18 protein-coding genes are annotated in these 16699 nt (G+C 70.7%); 10 read left to right on the top strand and 8 right to left on the bottom strand.

Going from position 1 to position 16699, the window contains the following annotated elements; genetic code table 11:
• Positions 1 to 6 precede the first annotated feature (6 nt).
• Positions 7 to 591, bottom strand: coding sequence for a FlgD immunoglobulin-like domain containing protein (locus tag B9S58_RS39880; RefSeq protein WP_308457880.1), 585 nt, complete (start codon positions 589 to 591; stop codon positions 7 to 9).
• Between the two features lie 2161 nt (positions 592 to 2752).
• On the opposite strand from B9S58_RS39880, the gene B9S58_RS00400 reads away from it, so the two are divergent.
• Positions 2753 to 2986, top strand: a complete 234-nt coding sequence (locus B9S58_RS00400; protein WP_103530154.1) for a hypothetical protein — start codon at positions 2753 to 2755, stop codon at positions 2984 to 2986.
• Positions 2987 to 3079: 93 nt separating this feature from the next.
• Here B9S58_RS00400 and B9S58_RS00405 read toward each other — a convergent pair whose 3' ends face one another.
• Positions 3080 to 4033, bottom strand: coding sequence for an ornithine cyclodeaminase family protein (locus B9S58_RS00405; RefSeq protein ID WP_103530155.1), 954 nt, complete (start codon positions 4031 to 4033; stop codon positions 3080 to 3082).
• Between the two features lie 321 nt (positions 4034 to 4354).
• Between B9S58_RS00405 and B9S58_RS00415 the strand changes: the two genes are divergently transcribed.
• Positions 4355 to 5227 (top strand): AraC family transcriptional regulator, encoded by an 873-nt coding sequence (locus tag B9S58_RS00415; RefSeq protein ID WP_103530156.1) that lies wholly within the window; start codon positions 4355 to 4357, stop codon positions 5225 to 5227.
• A 74-nt stretch (positions 5228 to 5301) separates the two neighbouring features.
• Here the strand turns inward: B9S58_RS00415 and B9S58_RS00420 are convergent, their stop codons facing one another.
• Positions 5302 to 5484, bottom strand: a complete 183-nt coding sequence (locus B9S58_RS00420) for a DUF397 domain-containing protein (protein ID WP_103530169.1) — start codon at positions 5482 to 5484, stop codon at positions 5302 to 5304.
• Positions 5421 to 6407 (bottom strand): helix-turn-helix transcriptional regulator, encoded by a 987-nt coding sequence (locus B9S58_RS00425; protein ID WP_103530157.1) that lies wholly within the window; start codon positions 6405 to 6407, stop codon positions 5421 to 5423. The genes B9S58_RS00420 and B9S58_RS00425 overlap by 64 nt, the downstream gene beginning before the upstream one ends.
• A gap of 113 nt (positions 6408 to 6520) precedes the next feature.
• Here B9S58_RS00425 and B9S58_RS00430 point away from each other — a divergent pair, with 113 nt between their 5' ends.
• The 3 genes from B9S58_RS00430 to B9S58_RS00440 all read left to right on the top strand — a co-directional run bounded on the left by B9S58_RS00430 (position 6521) and on the right by B9S58_RS00440 (position 9951).
• The gene (locus tag B9S58_RS00430; RefSeq protein WP_103530158.1) at positions 6521 to 6934 is read left to right on the top strand and encodes an ATP-binding protein; all 414 of its coding nucleotides are present in this window, start codon (positions 6521 to 6523) and stop codon (positions 6932 to 6934) included.
• 95 nt (positions 6935 to 7029) lie between these two features.
• The gene (locus B9S58_RS00435; protein ID WP_103530159.1) at positions 7030 to 7989 is read left to right on the top strand and encodes an NAD(P)/FAD-dependent oxidoreductase; all 960 of its coding nucleotides are present in this window, start codon (positions 7030 to 7032) and stop codon (positions 7987 to 7989) included.
• A 438-nt stretch (positions 7990 to 8427) separates the two neighbouring features.
• On the top strand, positions 8428 to 9951 hold the full coding sequence (locus tag B9S58_RS00440; protein ID WP_103530160.1) for a catalase: 1524 nt from the start codon (positions 8428 to 8430) through the stop codon (positions 9949 to 9951).
• Between the two features lie 428 nt (positions 9952 to 10379).
• Here the strand turns inward: B9S58_RS00440 and B9S58_RS00445 are convergent, their stop codons facing one another.
• A complete protein-coding gene (locus tag B9S58_RS00445; protein ID WP_103530161.1) occupies positions 10380 to 10856 on the bottom strand; it encodes an NUDIX hydrolase in 477 nt (158 codons plus the stop codon).
• Between the two features lie 80 nt (positions 10857 to 10936).
• Between B9S58_RS00445 and B9S58_RS00450 the strand changes: the two genes are divergently transcribed.
• Positions 10937 to 11554 (top strand): GNAT family N-acetyltransferase, encoded by a 618-nt coding sequence (locus B9S58_RS00450; protein ID WP_181009124.1) that lies wholly within the window; start codon positions 10937 to 10939, stop codon positions 11552 to 11554.
• Between the two features lie 26 nt (positions 11555 to 11580).
• Here the strand turns inward: B9S58_RS00450 and B9S58_RS37380 are convergent, their stop codons facing one another.
• Positions 11581 to 12156 carry a hypothetical protein gene (locus B9S58_RS37380; RefSeq protein WP_146063428.1) on the bottom strand — a complete coding sequence of 192 codons (576 nt, stop codon included), beginning with the start codon at positions 12154 to 12156 and terminating at the stop codon, positions 11581 to 11583.
• Between the two features lie 41 nt (positions 12157 to 12197).
• Here B9S58_RS37380 and B9S58_RS37385 point away from each other — a divergent pair, with 41 nt between their 5' ends.
• The gene (locus B9S58_RS37385; RefSeq protein ID WP_146063429.1) at positions 12198 to 12470 is read left to right on the top strand and encodes a hypothetical protein; all 273 of its coding nucleotides are present in this window, start codon (positions 12198 to 12200) and stop codon (positions 12468 to 12470) included.
• A 424-nt stretch (positions 12471 to 12894) separates the two neighbouring features.
• Here the strand turns inward: B9S58_RS37385 and B9S58_RS00460 are convergent, their stop codons facing one another.
• On the bottom strand, positions 12895 to 13206 hold the full coding sequence (locus B9S58_RS00460) for a hypothetical protein (protein ID WP_103530164.1): 312 nt from the start codon (positions 13204 to 13206) through the stop codon (positions 12895 to 12897).
• 239 nt (positions 13207 to 13445) lie between these two features.
• Between B9S58_RS00460 and B9S58_RS00465 the strand changes: the two genes are divergently transcribed.
• The gene (locus B9S58_RS00465) at positions 13446 to 13850 is read left to right on the top strand and encodes a VOC family protein (protein WP_103530165.1); all 405 of its coding nucleotides are present in this window, start codon (positions 13446 to 13448) and stop codon (positions 13848 to 13850) included.
• Positions 13847 to 14407, top strand: coding sequence for an SMI1/KNR4 family protein (locus tag B9S58_RS00470; protein ID WP_258044124.1), 561 nt, complete (start codon positions 13847 to 13849; stop codon positions 14405 to 14407). The genes B9S58_RS00465 and B9S58_RS00470 overlap by 4 nt, the downstream gene beginning before the upstream one ends.
• A 379-nt stretch (positions 14408 to 14786) precedes the next feature.
• Here B9S58_RS00470 and B9S58_RS00480 read toward each other — a convergent pair whose 3' ends face one another.
• The gene (locus tag B9S58_RS00480; RefSeq protein ID WP_103530166.1) at positions 14787 to 15368 is read right to left on the bottom strand and encodes an MSMEG_1061 family FMN-dependent PPOX-type flavoprotein; all 582 of its coding nucleotides are present in this window, start codon (positions 15366 to 15368) and stop codon (positions 14787 to 14789) included.
• 238 nt (positions 15369 to 15606) lie between these two features.
• Here B9S58_RS00480 and B9S58_RS00485 point away from each other — a divergent pair, with 238 nt between their 5' ends.
• Complete coding sequence (locus B9S58_RS00485; protein ID WP_103530167.1) at positions 15607 to 16674, top strand: iron ABC transporter permease; 1068 nt, start codon at positions 15607 to 15609, stop codon at positions 16672 to 16674.
• Positions 16675 to 16699 lie beyond the last annotated feature (25 nt).

The following is a 16699-nucleotide window of genomic DNA, read 5'->3' on the forward strand; positions in this document are numbered from 1 at the left end:
CCGGGATCAGCCGGTGACCCGCAACGTGCCCGAGGCCGTGGCGTCCGCACCCGTGCCGTCCGCGGGGGCGGCGGTCAGCCTCCACGTGTAGCCGCCGGTCGGCACGGGGTCGCCCGAGGCGGACGTACCGTCCCAGCCGACGCGTACCGTGCCGCGCGCTTCCTCGCCCGTCCAGGTGCGGACCACCTCTCCGGTCGAGCGGCGGGTGGAGCGTGAGCCGCCAGGACGCGGCCGATTTGGAGAGCCACCACGCGGCGTTCCACCCGCCCGCCGAGGTGGCGGGCACGGTGCTGTGGGTGACGCCCAGAGGGGAGACGGCCTGCTGCGGGGCGGTGACGTGGACGGTGTGGTCGGTCCCGACCCAGGCGAGCTTGCCCGCAGCCGCGTCCAGGGCCCAGGTGGAGCCGTCGGGGCGCAGGGCGGTGAGGCGCAGATTCCCGGCGGCGTCGCGCGCGGCCAGGAAGCGGTCGCCCAGCAGGACGCCGGACTCCGGGGCGGGGTAGTCGTGATGCGTCGCCGTGTCGTACACGCCCGCCGCGTCCTCGGAGGCGCAGCTCCAGTACAACAGGGTCCCGCTGCGCTGGAGTTCACCGGGGACGCAGTCGGAACCGATGTCGTGGGTACCGGTCACCCTGCCGGTGCGCGGGTCGACCACGTTGACCCTGCCGGGCTTGCTCGGGGCCGACTTGTAGAGCAGGTTCCCGTCCAGCACCGCGCCCTGCGACGGCTGTTCGCGGACGACGAGGTCGCGGGCGGTGTCGATGACGTACTGCCGGCCGCCCGCCTCGTACAGCACGAGCTCCGGTGAGGCGTCGATGACGCGTCCGCCCGTGCCGGGCAGGGGCAGGCCCTCGGTCTGCTGGTCCGGGTCGTCGCCGGTCACCAGCACGTCGGCGCCGGTGCCGGGATCGGTGACCAGCCGGGCCAGTCCCTCGTCCGCACCGTCGGCGAAACGGCCCGCCGCGAGACCGGGGAAGTCGGCGAGCCGCGCGCCCTCCACCGGGTCGAGGCCGGTCCCGACGGCCTTGCCGTGCAAGGTGTCCTTCCCGGCCAGTGAGTTGACGTACCGCAGCCGTCCCCGGTCGAGGCTCAGCGCCCCGATCTCGCCGTCCGCCGTCTTGACCTTCGGGACCTCCCGCATCACCAGATCGAACACGGTCCCGCTGCCGTCCTGGCTGAACGAGTGGATGGCCCGCTTGCCGTCGGCGTCCTTGCCGAGCGCCAGCACGCTTCCGTGGCCTTCGGCCCGGAGCTGGGCGAACTCCACCGTGTGCAGGAGCGTGCGCTCGGTGTCCGCGCCGGTGATGGGCGTGAGCCGCAGCGGGCCGCCGATGCCCTCGTGCCAGACGATGTTGTCCTCCACCACGAACGAGGTGACCTCGGTGTCGGGGGACGTCGTGGGGAGCGGGACGACCCGGGGCGCGGCCGTGCTGCCACGCTGCATGATCCTGACCCCCTGGCCGCCGCTGCCGTCGCGCGAGAACCAGCTGACGGTGGTCTGGGTGAGGCGGAAGCTGCTCGCGTCGCCCGTCACGGGCAGCGGAGTCACCCGGCCGTCGTACGCGGTCAGGAGGCCGTAGCCCGGGGAGCCGTCGGCGAGGCGGTAGCCGATGAGGACATCGCTGGACTGCCCGCCGAGCACCACGGGCTCGGCGTCCGTGGTGGCTCCGGCGGGCAGCCGCACGACGGGGTCCGCCGACGGCTCCCCGCCCAGGGCCACCCGCATCTCGTACGTTCCGTCGCCGCGGTCGACGGTCGCCAGCACCCAGCCGCCGGCGTAGCGCAGGTTGAGGTAGCCGGCGGGCACCTTGAGGGTGCTGTTGAAGGCGGGGTCCTCGATGCCGACCCGTACGACGTCGGTCCCGCCGTCCGCGCGCTGCTGCGTGTAGACGGCCCGGTTGTGCTCGTCGTGACCGCCCACGAGCAGTTCCTGCGGGACCGATTCGATCTCCGTGACGACCCGGGTGCGCCTGTTGTACGAGTTCGTCCAGAGGTAGCTTCCGCCCTCGCGGTGCAGGACGCCGTATCTGCCGGTCGCCAGTATGGTCTCGGGCCCGTCGCCGAACGCGTCGGGCGCGGGTATCAGGACTTCGGCGGCCTCGGTCGTCCCGGCCGCGTGCGCCGTGGCGAGCCCCCCGGTCAGCGCCACCGCGATCGCCGCCGCCCCCGCGGCCCGTCCGGTACGCCGGGTGCGGCTGGTCGTGTACAGGTGTCGGGACACCTGCCCTCCTGTGTTCTGTTGACTGATTGTCTCGGTTGACCGATCGCGCGCGTCTGCGCCGCGAACACGATCAACTTTATTCATCTGTAGGGAAGTTGTGTGAAACATGCGCAACAGGTGCCGCGGAGTGATCGACCCGGGCCCGGTCGGGCCTCCGGGTGGCCACCCGAAGGTGGGGTGGCGTGCCGGGGGCCGTTGACCGGGAGGTGGGGCCGAGAGCGGCCGGAAGTGGGGTCCGTGCCAGGCTGCGGCGTAAAGATGGAGCTTCAAGCTGCACGGCGGCATCGCGGCAGTGCTGAGTGCCGCCGCCCTGTCGCTGGCCGTGCTCACCTGGCTGCCGGGAGCGTTTGTCCGTCGGTGCTGCCGTCGTCGTGCTGGCGGTCGGAGAGCTGCGCCGTGCGGACACCGCTTCCGTGGCGCGGTGACGGTGGCGGAGTTCCTCAGGCAACGGCGGAGCGTCGATCGCCCCTGGTCGCCGCCGCCGGAGAATCGGAGCGTGCCCTTTGCCGGGTGCCGACCGTTGAACCGGGCATGAAGAAGCGAAGCGTACTCGCCGTTGTCACCCTCGCCGCCGGAGCGGTCATCGCCGCGATCAGCCCGCCCCCGGGAGGCGGCGACACGGTGCACGCCGCCGAGCCGCCCGTCAGCCTCGGCGCGCTGGACGACGTCAGTGACCTCGGCACACTGGTCGACGGCGCGGCGGGGGCGACCACCTCCACCGCGGGTACGGTCACCAGCACCGTGGAAGGCGCCCAGCTCAGCTGACCCGGCCGGCAGGGGCGGCCGGACCGGCCGCCCCTGCCTCCGTCCCCGACTGCCGCAGCGTCGGCTTCCGAGGCGAACCGTCGGCCGTCGAGGTCAGGCCAGAAAATCGACCCGCGGGCAGAAGCCCGCTCCGGCGGCGGCCCGGTAAACGGGCCAGGCCAGAGCCAGGTCCTGCCAGGGCAGGCCGACAGGGGCGTAGACGGTGATCTGGTCGCTTCTCTCGCGGCCGGCCCGCTCACCGTGGAGCACCTGCCCGAGTGTGGCGTACGCGGCGTCCGCCCCCAGTCCGCTGTTGCCCAGAGCCCCCATGGCGACGGCGAGTTCAAGGTCGTCGACCACCGTGCGGGCGCGTTGCGGGGCGTCGGCGGCGAGTTCGACCTTGCCGGGTTCATCGGCGCCGAGCGTGGTGACGTGCATACCGGGGCGCAGATCAGAGGCGCCGAGCAGCGGGCTGCGCGACCATGTCGCCAGGACGACGATGTCCCCCTGTGCGGCGGCGTGCCGAGGTTCGGCAGCCGTCTCGACCGGGATGCCCAGAAGACGTTCGTGTTCCACGGCGAACGCGGCCGCCCGCGCGGGGTCGGTGTCGCACACGGTCAGCCTGGACAACGTGCGCAGTCGGACGAGACCACGCAGCACCATACGGGCCTGGGCGCCCGCGCCGACGACGCTCACCGAGCCGGCATGCTCGTCGGCGAGTACATGGGTCGCCAGAGCCGCGGCCAGTCCGGTGCGCCAGGCCGTGACCGTAGCCGAGTCGAGCACGGCCAGCAGCTCTCCGTCCGCCAGGTCGTGCAGACAGACGAGCCCGCGCAACGCGGGAGCCGCGTCGGGGAACTTCGCGTTGACCTTCACCGTGTAGGCCGGAATCCCGTCGATCACTCCGGGCAGAAGCGCTGTCGCCGTGCCCGGCCCGGGAAGGTCCGTGCGCACGCGCAACGGTCGAACGTCCGGAGCGGGCGCGAGGAAGCCCGCGCGAAGCCCGGCCATCACGGTGTCGGGGTCGAGCAGCTCGGTGATCTGGGAACGAGTCAGCAGCAGGGTCACCCGGCCACCCTCGCTCGTCGGCCGTGGCCAGGGCAACTTCGCGGGGGTCGCCCGTCCTCGGCGCCCGTCCTCGGCGCCCGGCCGAGCGGCATCGCGGCCCCGGCTGTCGGGTCGCGCTTCAGCGCTCCCGGCCGCGGTCGTCGACCTGTTCCGGCGTGGCATGGAGGCGGGGCGCGGCGCGACAGCTGCTCGGCCCTGGTGGAGCTGATGGCGAAGCCAGGGAAGTAGCGCTTCGCCGGCCCGACCGATCCGGGCACGGACGGTCGGGTCCGGCAGAGTGGCTCCTTCCTACGGTGCACGGGCAAGGGAAGGAGTCAGCGGTTGCTGGAACGGCTGAACGACGCGATGGAGCACATCGAGGCACACCTCGGCGAACGCATCGAGGCGGCGGAGCTGGCACGTATCGCGATGACGTCGGAGTACCACTTCCGCCGCATGTTCTCCGCGCTCGCGGGGATCCCGCTGTCGGAGTACATCCGTCGTCGCCGCATGACGGTCGCGGGGGCCGAGGTGCTCGGCGCCCCTGACCGGACGCTGCTGGACGTGGCGGTGCGGTACGGCTACGACACGGGGGAAGGCTTCGCCCGCGCGTTCCGGGCCGTGCACGGCATCGGCCCCGGCGAGGCCCGGCGCGGCGGCGCGGTCCTGCGGTCCCAGCAACGGCTGACCTTCCGACTCGTCGTCGAAGGGAGTAGCGCCATGCGGTACAAGCTGGTGGAGAAGGACGCGTTCCGGGTGGTGGGGAAGAAGGCCCGCGTCCCGCTCATCCACGAGGGGCCGAATCCGGCCATCGCGGAGTTCATCCGGGGAATCGGACGGGAAGAGCTGGACCGCATCGCGGCCCTCTCCGACCAGGAGCCGGCCGGGATCGTCGGGGTGAGCGACCAGCTCGACCCGAGCCGCGCGGAGGGCACCGAACTCGACTACTACCACGGCGTGGTGAGCGGTTCGGAGCCTCCAGAGGGCCTGGCCGTCCTGGACGTACCGAAGGGGACATGGGCGGTCTTCGAGAACGAGGGGGAGTTTCCGCACGCCCTCCAGTACCTCTGGCGGGATGTCTTCACCCAGTGGTTCCCGTCGAACCCGTACGCCTCCAGGCCGGGCCCGGAGATCCTGCGGGTGCGGCTGTCGGAGGAGGGGAAGCGGGCGGAGGCGGAGCTCTGGATCCCGGTGGAGCGGTCGGCTGCCGGCTGACAGGAGAGCCGTCCCGCTTCCGGCCGCGTTGTCGGCTGGAGGCGGGGCGGCTCTTTTCGGGTGCGGGGTACGGGTCAGACGGCCGTGCTGCCGTGGACGAAGGCGCTCCAGGCGGCGGGCTCGACGGTGAGGACGGGGCCGTCGGTCACCTTGGAGTCGCGGATGTGGATGGCGGAGGGGTGGGCGGCGACCTCTACGCAGGCGTCCTCGAAGTCGCCGCTGTAGCTGGACTTGTGCCAGTGGTAGGCGACTTCGATGCAGTTGCCGCCGTCGCCGTCGCTGTAGCTGGATTTGAACCAGTGGAGGGCGGTAGGGCCGGGGGCGGGGTGTGCTGCGCGGGACATGTCTCTCCAAGCAGTGCGTCAAGCAGTGCGTCCAGTAGCCGGGTGCTCTCCGCGACGGTGAGCGCCTGGGAACGCAGCATCCCATACCTCTGCATAAGTGCGCTGACGTCGGCGGGTTCGTCGTACAGCTCTGCCCGCAGCTGGCCGCTGATGTAGGCGAGCCCGTCGTGGTCTGGTGTCTCCAGCAGAACGAGTGGCCCTCCGAGCCCGGCGTGCCGAGGCGTGTTCCGGGGCATGATCTGAATCGTGACGAACGGCAGATCCATGCAGCGCCGCAGGTGGAGAAGCTGCTCTCGCATCACTTCGGGGTCGCCCATCTGGGCGTGCAGAATGCTCTCCTCCAGGATGAAGTGGAGGATCGGCCGGGGCTTGCGCTCCAGGATCTTCTGGCGGCCGAGCCGGTCCGCCACCCGCTTCTCGATTTCCTCCTCTTCGAGCGGCGGATAGTTGCAGCCGAAGATGAAGCGCGCGTACGCCTCGGTCTGGAGCAGCCCCGGGATGAGCTGCGACTCGTACGAGATCAGACTCACCGCGTCCTGCTCGTACTGCACGAAGTCCTTGACCAGCGCCTGGTAGCGCTCCTTCCGCGGAATCCTTTCCACCGCGACCCTCAACACGCCCTTGGATTGAAGGAGTTCATCGAGCTGGACGGCCAGGTCCAGTTGGAGCGCTCGCCGCCCCTGTTCGATCGAGGCGATGGTGTCCTCGCCCACCCCGAGCTGCTCGGCGAGAGAGGCCTGTGTCAGCCCGGCGAGTTTGCGGAGGTGGCGCAGCTGCGCCCCGACCAGCTGCCATGAGGTAACTCGCCTGATGCTGCTCTGCTTTCCGGTTTGCATGACGTGGCTCTCCCCGTTCCGGTCCCGATGTCAACCCGTCAGAACCCGTACAAAAGCGTTTGTACGTCTCTCCGCTCTGCTGAAGCGTAGTCACGCCGTGTGAGCGTGAAAGCATGAACGAGACAACTCAACTCCCCTACTTCCGCGCCGCCTTCTACTGCCGCGAGCGCAGGTCGATCCCGGTCGTACGCAAGTTCACCCGCAAGGCTCTCGTCGAGTGGAAGTGCGAAGAGCGCACCGACGACGTGCTGCTCTGCGTAACCGAACTGGCGACCAACGCCCTCCGCCACGGTGTCCCGCCGGGGCGTGGTTTCAAGGTCCACATCTACCTGGAGCGGATCGAGAACATGGTCCGCGTCGAGCTGCACGACAGTGGTGACGGTGAGGTGCGCCCGGCGGACGGGGTGCCGGGGGCCGACGACGAGGGCGGGCGCGGGTTGCTGCTCGTCGCGGCACTGGCGGACAAGTGGGGGGTGGCCGAGCGGAGCCCCGGCAAGGTCGTGTGGTGCGAATTCGGCATCGTGTGAGTTGCTGTTTCGGCAAGGATGTTTGTCGTTTCCGCCTCGCGGGCGCACTCTCGTCATCGAGCGGAGGTGCTCCGCAGGGACGAAGGAGGAGCGACATGAAGCAGCAGCGGTACGACGTGGTGATCGTGGGCGGCGGGGCCGCCGGCCTGAGCGGGGCGCTGACCCTGGCACGGGCCCGGCGCTCGGTCCTGGTGATCGATGCGGGCGAGCCCCGTAACGCGCCCGCGTCCCATGTGCACAACTACCTGGGCCGCGAGTCGACCCCGCCCGGCGAACTGCTGGCGATCGGCCGGGGCGAGGCGGCCGGGTACGGAACGGAGTTCGCCGAGGGCCGGGTGGTCTCCGCCGAACGGCTGCCGGGGGAGCGAGGCTTTCGGGTGGTGACGGAGGACGGCCGGTCGGTCGAGGCGCGCAGGCTGCTGGTGACGACAGGGCTCGTCGACGAGCTGCCGCCCGTGCCCGGCCTGGCGGAGCGCTGGGGGCGTGAGGTGCTGCACTGCCCGTACTGCCACGGCAACGAGGTGGCGGACCGCCCGATCGGCGTGCTCGCCACCGGCCCCCTCGCCGTGCACCAGGCGCTGATGTGGCGGCAGTGGAGCGAGGACGTCACCCTCTTCCGCCACACGGGCCCGGAGCCGTCGGACGCGGAGTACGAGGAGCTGGCCGCGCGGGGCGTGGCGGTGGTGGACGGCGAGGTGACGGGCCTGGAGGTCGCCGACGACCGGTTCACCGGCGTACGGCTGGAGTCCGGCCGGGTGATCCCGCGCGAGGCGCTGGTGGTCCAGGCCCGGTTCACCGCCCGGTCTGCGGTCCTGGAGTCGCTGGGGCTGAAGCCCGTGGCGCAGGAGATGGGCGGGACGGTGATCGGTACGTACATCCCGACCGACCCGGCCGGCGCGACGGAGGTTCCCGGGGTCTGGGCGGCGGGCAACGTCACCCGGCTCACCGAGCAGGTGATCGGCGCCGCTGCGGCGGGCCTCATGGCGGCGGGCGCGGTCAACGGCGATCTGATCGCCGAGGACACCCGGCTGGCGGTGGCGGCCCGGCGGGGGTGAGCGGGTGCCATGGCGGGAACCGGGCGGTGAGCGGTGAGGAGGTCCCGCGCCCGCTCGAAGGAGTCGGTGCCGCCGCCCGGGGCCTCGGCCGCGTGCCTTCGCCCGTTCCCGTCCGGCGTAACGAGGGCAGGCGAATGATGGAGCCCCTGGGGTGGGGTCTGGGGCCCCGGCAGCATGTGTGAGCTTCCGCGACGGGGATACGCGGAGGGTTCCGGGCACCACGAGGGTGCCGGGGGCGACATCGTGGGCGGGCCGCCCGGCGGCCTGCCGGCCACGGGACGGCGATCGAGCCGACGCGGCACGGAGGCCCGTCGGGAGCGGTTCCTCGACGGGTCGATTCGCCCGTGTTTGCCTACATTGGCAGAGGGCCGGAAGGGCGGCCGTAGTAGGAGACATCGCCGACGCGTCTGCGGAAGACGAACAAGAGGAAAAGACGACATGACCGACACCTCGCGCAAGCCGACCACCTCCGACTCCGGCGCCCCGGTGGAGAGCGACGAGCATTCGCTCACCGTCGGCCCGGGCGGGCCGATTCTGCTCCAGGACTCCTACCTGATCGAGCAGATGGCCCAGTTCAACCGCGAACGCATCCCCGAGCGCCAGCCGCACGCCAAGGGCAGCGGCGCGTTCGGGAGGTTCGAGGTGACCGCGGACGTCTCCGCGTACACGAAGGCCGCGCTGTTCCAGCCCGGCACCACGACCGACCTGGTCATCAGGTTCTCCACCGTCGCCGGGGAGCGGGGCAGCCCGGACACCTGGCGGGACCCGCGCGGCTTCGCGGTGAAGTTCTACACCAGCGAAGGCAACTACGACATGGTGGGCAACAACACCCCCGTGTTCTTCGTGAAGGACCCGATGAAGTTCCAGCACTTCATCCGGTCTCAGAAACGCCGGGCGGACAACAACCTCCGCGACCACGACATGCAGTGGGACTTCTGGACGCTCTCGCCCGAGTCGGCCCACCAGGTCACCTGGCTGATGGGCGACCGGGGCATCCCGCGCAGCTGGCGCCACATGAACGGCTACACCTCGCACACGTACATGTGGATCAACGCGCAGGGGCAGCGGTTCTGGGTGAAGTACCACTTCAAGACCGACCAGGGCGTCGAGACGTTCACGCAGCACGAGGCCGACCAGATGGCCGCCGCGGACACGGACTACCACACGCGTGATCTCTTCGAGCACATCCGCGACGGGGAGTACCCGAGCTGGACGTTGAAGGTCCAGATCATGCCGTACGAGGACGCGAAGGACTACCGGTTCAACCCGTTCGACCTGACCAAGGTGTGGCCGCACGGCGACTACCCGCTGATCGAGGTCGGCCGGATGACGCTGGACCGCAACCCCACGGACAACCACGCCGAGATCGAGCAGGCGGCCTTCCAGCCGAACAACTTCGTCCCCGGCATCGGCCCGAGTCCGGACCGGATGCTCCTGGCCCGGCTGTTCAGTTACGCGGACGCACACCGCCACCGCATCGGCGGCAACTACCAGCAGCTGCCGGTCAACGCCCCCGTCGTGCCGGTGTACACGTACTCCAAGGACGGGGCGATGGCGTACCGGAAGACCACCGACCCGGTCTACGCCCCGAACTCCAAGGGCGGTCCGGAGGCCGACACGGCACGCTACGGCACCCCGCCGAGCTGGTACGCCGACGGTGACATCACCCGGGCGGCCTACGTCGACCACGCCGAGGACGACGACTGGGGCCAGGCGGGCACGATGGTCCGCGAGGTCCTGGACGACGCGGCACGGGACCGGCTGGTGGACAACGTGGTCGGCCACCTGCTGAACGGGGTGACCGAACCGGTGCTCCAGCGGGCGTTCCAGTACTGGTCGAACATCGACGGCACCATCGGCAAGCGCGTCGAGCAGGGCGTCCGCGCGAAGGCAGGCGAGAAGGACCCGAAGGCGGGCGAGCAGGGCAACCCGGCCCGCTCGTCGATGCAGCGCAAGGCCTGAGGCGGGCCGTTGGCCCCCTTCCGGGCGTACGACAGGCCCTCGCCGCGTCGGCCGACGCGGCGAGGGCCTGTGCGTTTCTCCCGAGTACGGGCTCGGCCGCCCGCGTACCCGGGGCCGGAGCAAGCCGTGCTGGTCACCGGTTCTATGCCGGCCGCGATCGCAGGGGGGCGACGATGCGGCGATACGACTGGTACGGCGGCGAGGAGTCCGGGAGGAACTCTGACGCCGAGGCCGAGGCGCTCAAGGCGAAGGTGCAAGGTGCACGCCGGTCTCGCGGGGGGATGCGGGCTGACGGTGCTGCTGGCCGTCGCCGCGGGCGTGGCCCTCCTGGCCGTGGTGGTGGTGCCGGCCTGGGCCTGGCTGTCCAGCCGCTACTGATCCGGCCGGGCGGTGATTCCGTGGCACGCGCCACGGCCGGCCCGCCTTCCTCAGTGCTGGACCGGACCGCCGACCGGGACGGGATCGACGTGCCCGGAGGGCGGGAGGGTCCGCGCCAGGTCAAGCCCGATGTCCACCAGCGACGACCGGCGCAGGCGTGCGACCTCCGGCAGCGGGGTCCACACCGACTCGGCGGTGTCGCCGTTCGGCTCGGGCCGCAGTCGGCCGCCGGTGACGCGGACGCGGTAGAAGACGCCGACGTTCTGCAGCTCGGGCGCACCGGGCCGGCGGCGCTCGCCCGCCGGAATCACCCGTGAGTCCACGCCGAGCAGGCGTTCGACCACGGCCTCCAGACCGGTTTCCTCGGCGACTTCACGGATCACCGCGTCGAACGGGTTGTCCTCTGCGTGCTCGACCTCGCCGCCGGGGAGGGGCCACGTCCGCTCGCCGCCCGGACCCACGGCATGGGCGAGCAGCACCCGTCCGTCCTTGATGCACACCGCGTACGCGGCCAGTCTTCGATCCATTCGGGGAGGCTATCCCGGTGTCCGGGCCGGTGTCCGGGGGTAGGTGACCCCCTGGCCTTTCAAGATCATCGATGTGCAGAATGACCTGTATGCCGATAACGAACACGCCTCAGGCGGCCACGCTCGACGATGCTCCGTCGATCAGCCGCACCCTGGCCCGCGCTTTCGAGGACGACCCGATGATGGGGTGGTTCTTCCCCGGCGGGGCCTCGCGCGAGCCCGATCTGGTCCGTTACTTCACCGCGATCTTCACCCGGCAGTACGGCCGCCACGGGGTGTGCGAGCGCACCGCGTCGGCGGCCGCGTTCTGGGTGCCGCCGGAGGGGCAGGAGAAGGCCGTCCCCGACGCGGAGACCATCGCGGAACTGGAGGAGATCCTCGGTGACCGGGCACCCCTGTTCCGGGGCGCCGTCGAGGCGGCCGCCCAGCACGGGCCGCAGGAACCGCACTGGTACCTGGCGGTCGTCGGCGCGGACCCGGCCGTCCGGGGCCAGGGCCACGGGGCGGCGCTGCTGCGTTCCGGGCTGGCCAAGGCCGACGCGGCGGGGCTGCCGGTCTACCTGGAGTCCTCCACGCCGGACAACCTGCCCTTCTACGAGCACTTCGGCTTCACCGTGCTCGGGGAGGCCCGGCTGCCGGGAGGCGGGCCGCTGCTGTGGGTGATGCGGCGCGAGCCGCGCGCCGTCGACGCGGCATAGCGGGACACGGCGACGGCGTTCGGCCGTCATGTGCACCAGGCCCCGGCGACTCCCGGTGCGTACGCGCGCAGAAAATTCTCGATGTGTGTACGTCGTTCCTCGACCTTCCCGGAGTCCTCCACCTTTCCGGTGCGGATTTCCAGGGCCACATGGTCGTACTTTCCGGACCTGGTCTCCGGCATCTCGTACCGAGGCTGGTGCGGCTGAGGCAGGCAGGCCATCCAGGCGACGGCTCCGTCATCGCCGACCGCTGCACTGTTGACACCTCGGCCGAGCGAAATCCGTTGCAGGTCGGTGTACTTGTCGGCGGCCTCTCGCGCGATGTCGAGCTCTCCGGTCTGACGGGAGAAGGAGACCGACAGATCGACGCCTTTGTCGACCACCACACCACAATTGACATGCTCGCCGGAGCGCTGGCGTATCTCGCGGAAGGACTCCTTGACGGACTTTCCAGGAGGTAGTAGCGGCTTGATGTTCAGTGGCCGGACGTCAATTCCGCAGAGCTTCTCGGGAATCGAGTAATCATATTCTGTCTGCTCGCCTGAACAGCCGAAGAGCAGAGCAGAAGCCGCACCGAACGATGCGAGTTTCAAGTAGCGCACTACGATCCCTTGCTCCCGAGCCGACGTGCAGCGGCATTTCCGTGTCCGGAACCTGTGGCCCATCCTTTGAACTCGCGCTCCGCCGCATTCGTGTTGTCGTCGGCGTGGATGCCCGCTCTGTCGAGTTCGGGTTCTATGTCGTCACGGATCGCATTGATCGCCCTTTACTTTCCTTGTTTGTTGGTCTTGAGGTCGGCGTCCTCGTCGGCACCGGCGCTGTTCAACTGCATGCTGCCGGCCTGACGCGCAGCGACTTCGGCCTTGATATCTTCCTACTCGCCCCAAGCCATGGTGTTCCTTCGCGCTTGTCGTGATGCGTTTCACGCGGTGGTCGCCGCGTGCCAGCGGTGATCATGTGCGGGCGGGTACCGCTCGCACCGCCTGTCACACGACCTCCTGTGCGTCATCACCACACCGGTACCGGTGATCATCCTTAGATGGTGGAGTAAAGATACCGTCGGCAACTATGCGCATTATCAAGGGCCTTGCGCCAGGATGAGAATGGCGCCGGCGTCCTTTATGGCGAAGGACACGTGCAGCGAGGCTGCGCGATCTGGTGACCGAGCTGCGCGCCGTGTCCACGAAGGCGTCGACGGCGAGGAGCGCATGGCCGTGCTGAGGCGCTGCGCAGGATGCTCGCCGACGTCGAAGGAGCCCGAGACTCCTGGCAGGGGCGCGGCTCACCGGCCGCTGTGCGGCCTGCCGGAAGATGGAAATGTTTCTTTCGAGAGGTGCTGGTCACCGGTGCGGTTGGTCGGGCAGTGTGGCCGGGTGGTGGGGGAGTGCGGTGGAGAATGGTTTCTCCTCGCCTCGCGCGTGCTCGTCCGACGATCGGCGGGCGTCGGTCCAGATGGCCTCCAGGCCGAGTGTGCGGTGCGTTGCGCGGCTCCTCCACGGCTGCCGGACGTCGGTCGCCTCAAGGGTATGGCCGTACGGCGGCGTCTCCTGCGATGCGTCGCGATCGAGGCCGTCCAGCCGCCGCTCGAAGTCCGCCTGCAGACGGTTCATCGTGGCGAGAAAGTTTCTCAGCAGGATGTGCTCGTCGCTCATGTGTTCCTCAATGACACGGTCACGTCGGAGAAACGCGGCATTCGGGTGACGCGGGCCAACGGACGGCAGGCCGTTGCGTACGGGTGCGGGAACGTTCCGCCGGCGGCCGTGCGGCCACCAACGGCACGGCGGAGACCTAGGCCGAGCGTCCGATGCGCGCATGATCGCTCACTCCGTAGGCTCCGTGGACGAGCGGTCGTCCACGCCCGCCCGATCCACGCCGATCAGGAGGTAGCGCGATGCCGGCAGACGCCACGGCTCACGTGCGCATCGCCCGCCCGTCCCGCGATCTCGCGGCGGCGGAACGCTTCTGGGTGGCGGGGCTCGGCCTCGACGTCCAGTACCGGCACGAGGCGGACGGTACCCCCGGCCGCCACTCGCTGCTCATGGTCGGCTGGCCCGGCGCGGCCTGGCACCTGGAGCTCGTCCACGACCCGGCCGCCCCCGTGGAACCGCGCCCGACGCCCGAGGACCTGCTGGTGGTCTACCTCGGCGAAGAGGTGCCGGACGCTCTCGTGGAGCGGCTCGAACAGCACGGCGGCACGAGAGTGCCCGCGCACAACCCGTACTGGGACACCTGGGGCGTCACGCTTCAGGACCCGGACGGCTACCTGCTGGTGCTGTCCACCTGGACGTGGTCGTGATCGGACTGCTGAGGGCGATACGCGCCCGCCTCACGTCGGGTTCCGCACAGCAGCCGGCCGGGCCGCCGCCACTCTCCGGGGCGGAGACGGCCGAAGCCGAGGCCCAGCTCGGAGTCACCTTCCCCCAGGAGTACCGCCGTTACCTGCTGGAGGTGAGCGCAGGTGGTGCTGTCGCCCGGCTGGCGAGGACCGACGGCGTCTGGTGGTGGGCGGACAGCGGCGACACGCGACGCGACCTGCTGGCCCTGCCCTTCCCGCACCCCGACTCCTACGACGAGGCCGATGACGCGCTCCTCCGGCGCGAGCCCCGGGCCGAGGACCGTCCGGACGACGGAGAAGCGTTCTCCCGGGCCTGGACCGCCTGGGACGACGAGGCCGGCGAGTTCGAGGACCGGAAGACCGCCGGGGCCATCGTCCTGAAGGAGCACGGCTGCGGCTTCGCCACGCTGCTGGCCGTCACCGGGCCGCTGGCCGGCACCGTCTGGTGGGACGGGCGGGCCACCTGCGATCTGATCGTCTCGCTGTCCCCGGACCACGCGGCGGCGCACGGCCCGTGACCTTCGGCGAGTGGCTGGAGCGCGACTCCTGGGACCTGCTCCCGCCGGGCTGGGGATGAGAGACCCGCGGTGGGCATGACCGCCACATCGCGGGCGTCGCGGGTACGTGAAGCTCCCGGTGGACCGGGTTGGTGTTCTCGGCCGAGATCCCGTCCACCGGGAGCCACGTCGCCATCTACGTTAGGCGCCGGCGCTGCACCCTGGACGTGCACCCGTAGCTCTTCTTCACTTTCATGACACATCCGCGAACCTGAAGCTTCGAATTCTCCTTGAGACTCTTCGTCTTCTGTTTCTTGGCGGGAGCCTTCTTCCCGCAGTGCTGATGTCGATGACGATTCTGCCGGTGCACACCTGCTTCGCCTGGCCGCGACCGCGGCCCTCACTCTGCACCGAGCGGAGTCCCCGCCCACGTCTGAGGCGCCCACACCCCCGACCGCCGCAGCGACGCCGGGCAGTGGCGGAAGATCTCATCGATCTCGACGACCAGGGCGAGCTTCGGGCGCCGGCCCTTCACCGTCATCGCGTCGAAGAACGGGGCGTCCGTGAGGATGCTGGCCCGTCCATTGATACGCAGGACGTCCATCGCGCCGGGTATCAGATAGAGCAGACCCACGCGCGGGTTCGCCAGGATGTTGTGGAAGCTGTCCGCGCGGCGGTTGCCCGGGCGGTCGGGCAGGGCGATGGTGCCCGGGTCCAGGACATGGGTGAAGCCGGGGGTGTCGCCGCGCGGGGTGGCGTCGCAGTCGCCGGCCGCGTCGGACGTGGCCAGGACGCACAGCGGGGAGCGGGCCAGCAGGCCCAGGTCGTCGTCGGTGAGCCGGTTGTGGACCTTGTCGATGACGATCGGGTGCGGGGTGCCCAGAAGCTCGCGCAGTTCGTCCGCCGAACCCAGGGGAACGGCCCCGGCCAGCGGACCGGTGGCGGGGGCGGTGGTGTCGGCGTCGGGGTCGGCGTACGACAAGGAAGGGGCTCCGAACTGGTGGGGGTGCGGCAGCGCACGGCCGAACAGGCGCTGTTAGGGTGACCTTACTTTGGGCCTCTTCGTGTTCCCTGTCCGGGGCCGACCGGTCGACTTCCCCGTCCGGGGCCGACCGGTCGCCCCGGCGTCTCCCGCGCGCCCAGGGCTGCCCCAGCGCCGACGAACCAGCGTGAGGAACGACAGTGCACCACCGCATTCCGGCCGCCCCGGTGGCCGGGTCGTGAGCGGCTCGGCCCTCCTGGCGAAGGAGAAACCACCGGGCGGCGGCAAGGAGACGCGGCGCAGGCGCAGTCGGCCCGCGCTCGCCCTCGGGCTCCTCGCCGCCCTCGCCGTGCTGTTCCTCACCGTGGTCGCCAGCCTCGCCATCGGCTCGAGCGATGTGCCCTTCCGGGACGTCGTCGACGGGGTGCTCGACCCGGACGTCTCCGTGAAGGGCCAGCTCATCGTCCAGGAGGTCCGTATCCCGCGCACCGTCGCCGGGCTCCTCGCCGGTGCGGCGCTCGGCCTCGCGGGCACGGTGATGCAGGGCGTCGCCCGTAACCCGCTCGCCGACCCCCAGCTCCTCGGCATCAACGCCGGCGCGTCCGTCGCCGTGGTGTGCTCGATCACCCTGCTCGGGTTCACCGTCGCCACCCAGTTCATCTGGTTCGGCTTCCTCGGCGCGCTGCTCGCCGCTCTCCTCGTGTACGGGGTCGGCTCGCTCGGGCGGGAAGGTGCGACGCCCGTGAAGCTCGCCCTGGCGGGGGCCGCGACCGCCGCCGTCCTCACCTCGGTGACCAGCGCGATCCTGCTCCAGGACCGGGGCAGCTACGACCAGTTCCGGTTCTGGCAGCTCGGCGCGCTGAACGCCCGCGGCTCCGAGGTGCTCTGGCAGGTCTCGCCGTTCATCGCGGTCGGCGTCGTCCTCGCCCTGGCCCTCGGACCGCAGCTCAACGCCCTCTCCCTCGGCGACGACCTGGCCCGCGGCCTCGGCCAGCGGGTCGGGACCATCCGGATGGTGTCCGCCCTCGCCGTGGTGATCCTGTGCGGCGCGGCCACCGTCGTCGCCGGGCCCATCGGCTTCGTCGGGCTCGCCGTACCGCACGCCGCCCGCCTCATCACCGGACCCGACTACCGTTGGGTGCTCCCGTACAGCATGGTGCTCGCCCCGGTCATGCTGCTCGTCGCCGACATCGTCGGCCGGGTCATCGCCCGCCCCGGCGAGGTGCAGGTCGGCGTGATCACCGCCGCCATCGGCTGCATCCCCTTCATCTGGCTGGTCCGGCGCAGGAAACTGGTGGAGCTGTGAACGCGCCCCGCCCCGGCAGCCCGGA

This window comes from Streptomyces sp. SM11 (assembly GCF_002910905.1).
In the GTDB taxonomy this organism is placed as follows: domain Bacteria; phylum Actinomycetota; class Actinomycetes; order Streptomycetales; family Streptomycetaceae; genus Streptomyces.

Bases quoted from the DNA above. Each gene is read 5' to 3' on its own strand.
- B9S58_RS00400 (WP_103530154.1), top strand. From the start codon at position 2,753: ATGAAGAAGCGAAGCGTACTCGCCGTTGTCACCCTCGCCGCCGGAGCG.
- B9S58_RS00425 (WP_103530157.1), bottom strand. From the start codon at position 6,407: ATGCAAACCGGAAAGCAGAGCAGCATCAGGCGAGTTACCTCATGGCAG.
- B9S58_RS00430 (WP_103530158.1), top strand. From the start codon at position 6,521: ATGAACGAGACAACTCAACTCCCCTACTTCCGCGCCGCCTTCTACTGC.
- B9S58_RS00435 (WP_103530159.1), top strand. From the start codon at position 7,030: ATGAAGCAGCAGCGGTACGACGTGGTGATCGTGGGCGGCGGGGCCGCC.
- B9S58_RS00440 (WP_103530160.1), top strand. From the start codon at position 8,428: ATGACCGACACCTCGCGCAAGCCGACCACCTCCGACTCCGGCGCCCCG.
- B9S58_RS00445 (WP_103530161.1), bottom strand. From the start codon at position 10,856: ATGGATCGAAGACTGGCCGCGTACGCGGTGTGCATCAAGGACGGACGG.
- B9S58_RS00450 (WP_181009124.1), top strand. From the start codon at position 10,937: ATGACCTGTATGCCGATAACGAACACGCCTCAGGCGGCCACGCTCGAC.
- B9S58_RS00460 (WP_103530164.1), bottom strand. From the start codon at position 13,206: ATGAGCGACGAGCACATCCTGCTGAGAAACTTTCTCGCCACGATGAAC.
- B9S58_RS00465 (WP_103530165.1), top strand. From the start codon at position 13,446: ATGCCGGCAGACGCCACGGCTCACGTGCGCATCGCCCGCCCGTCCCGC.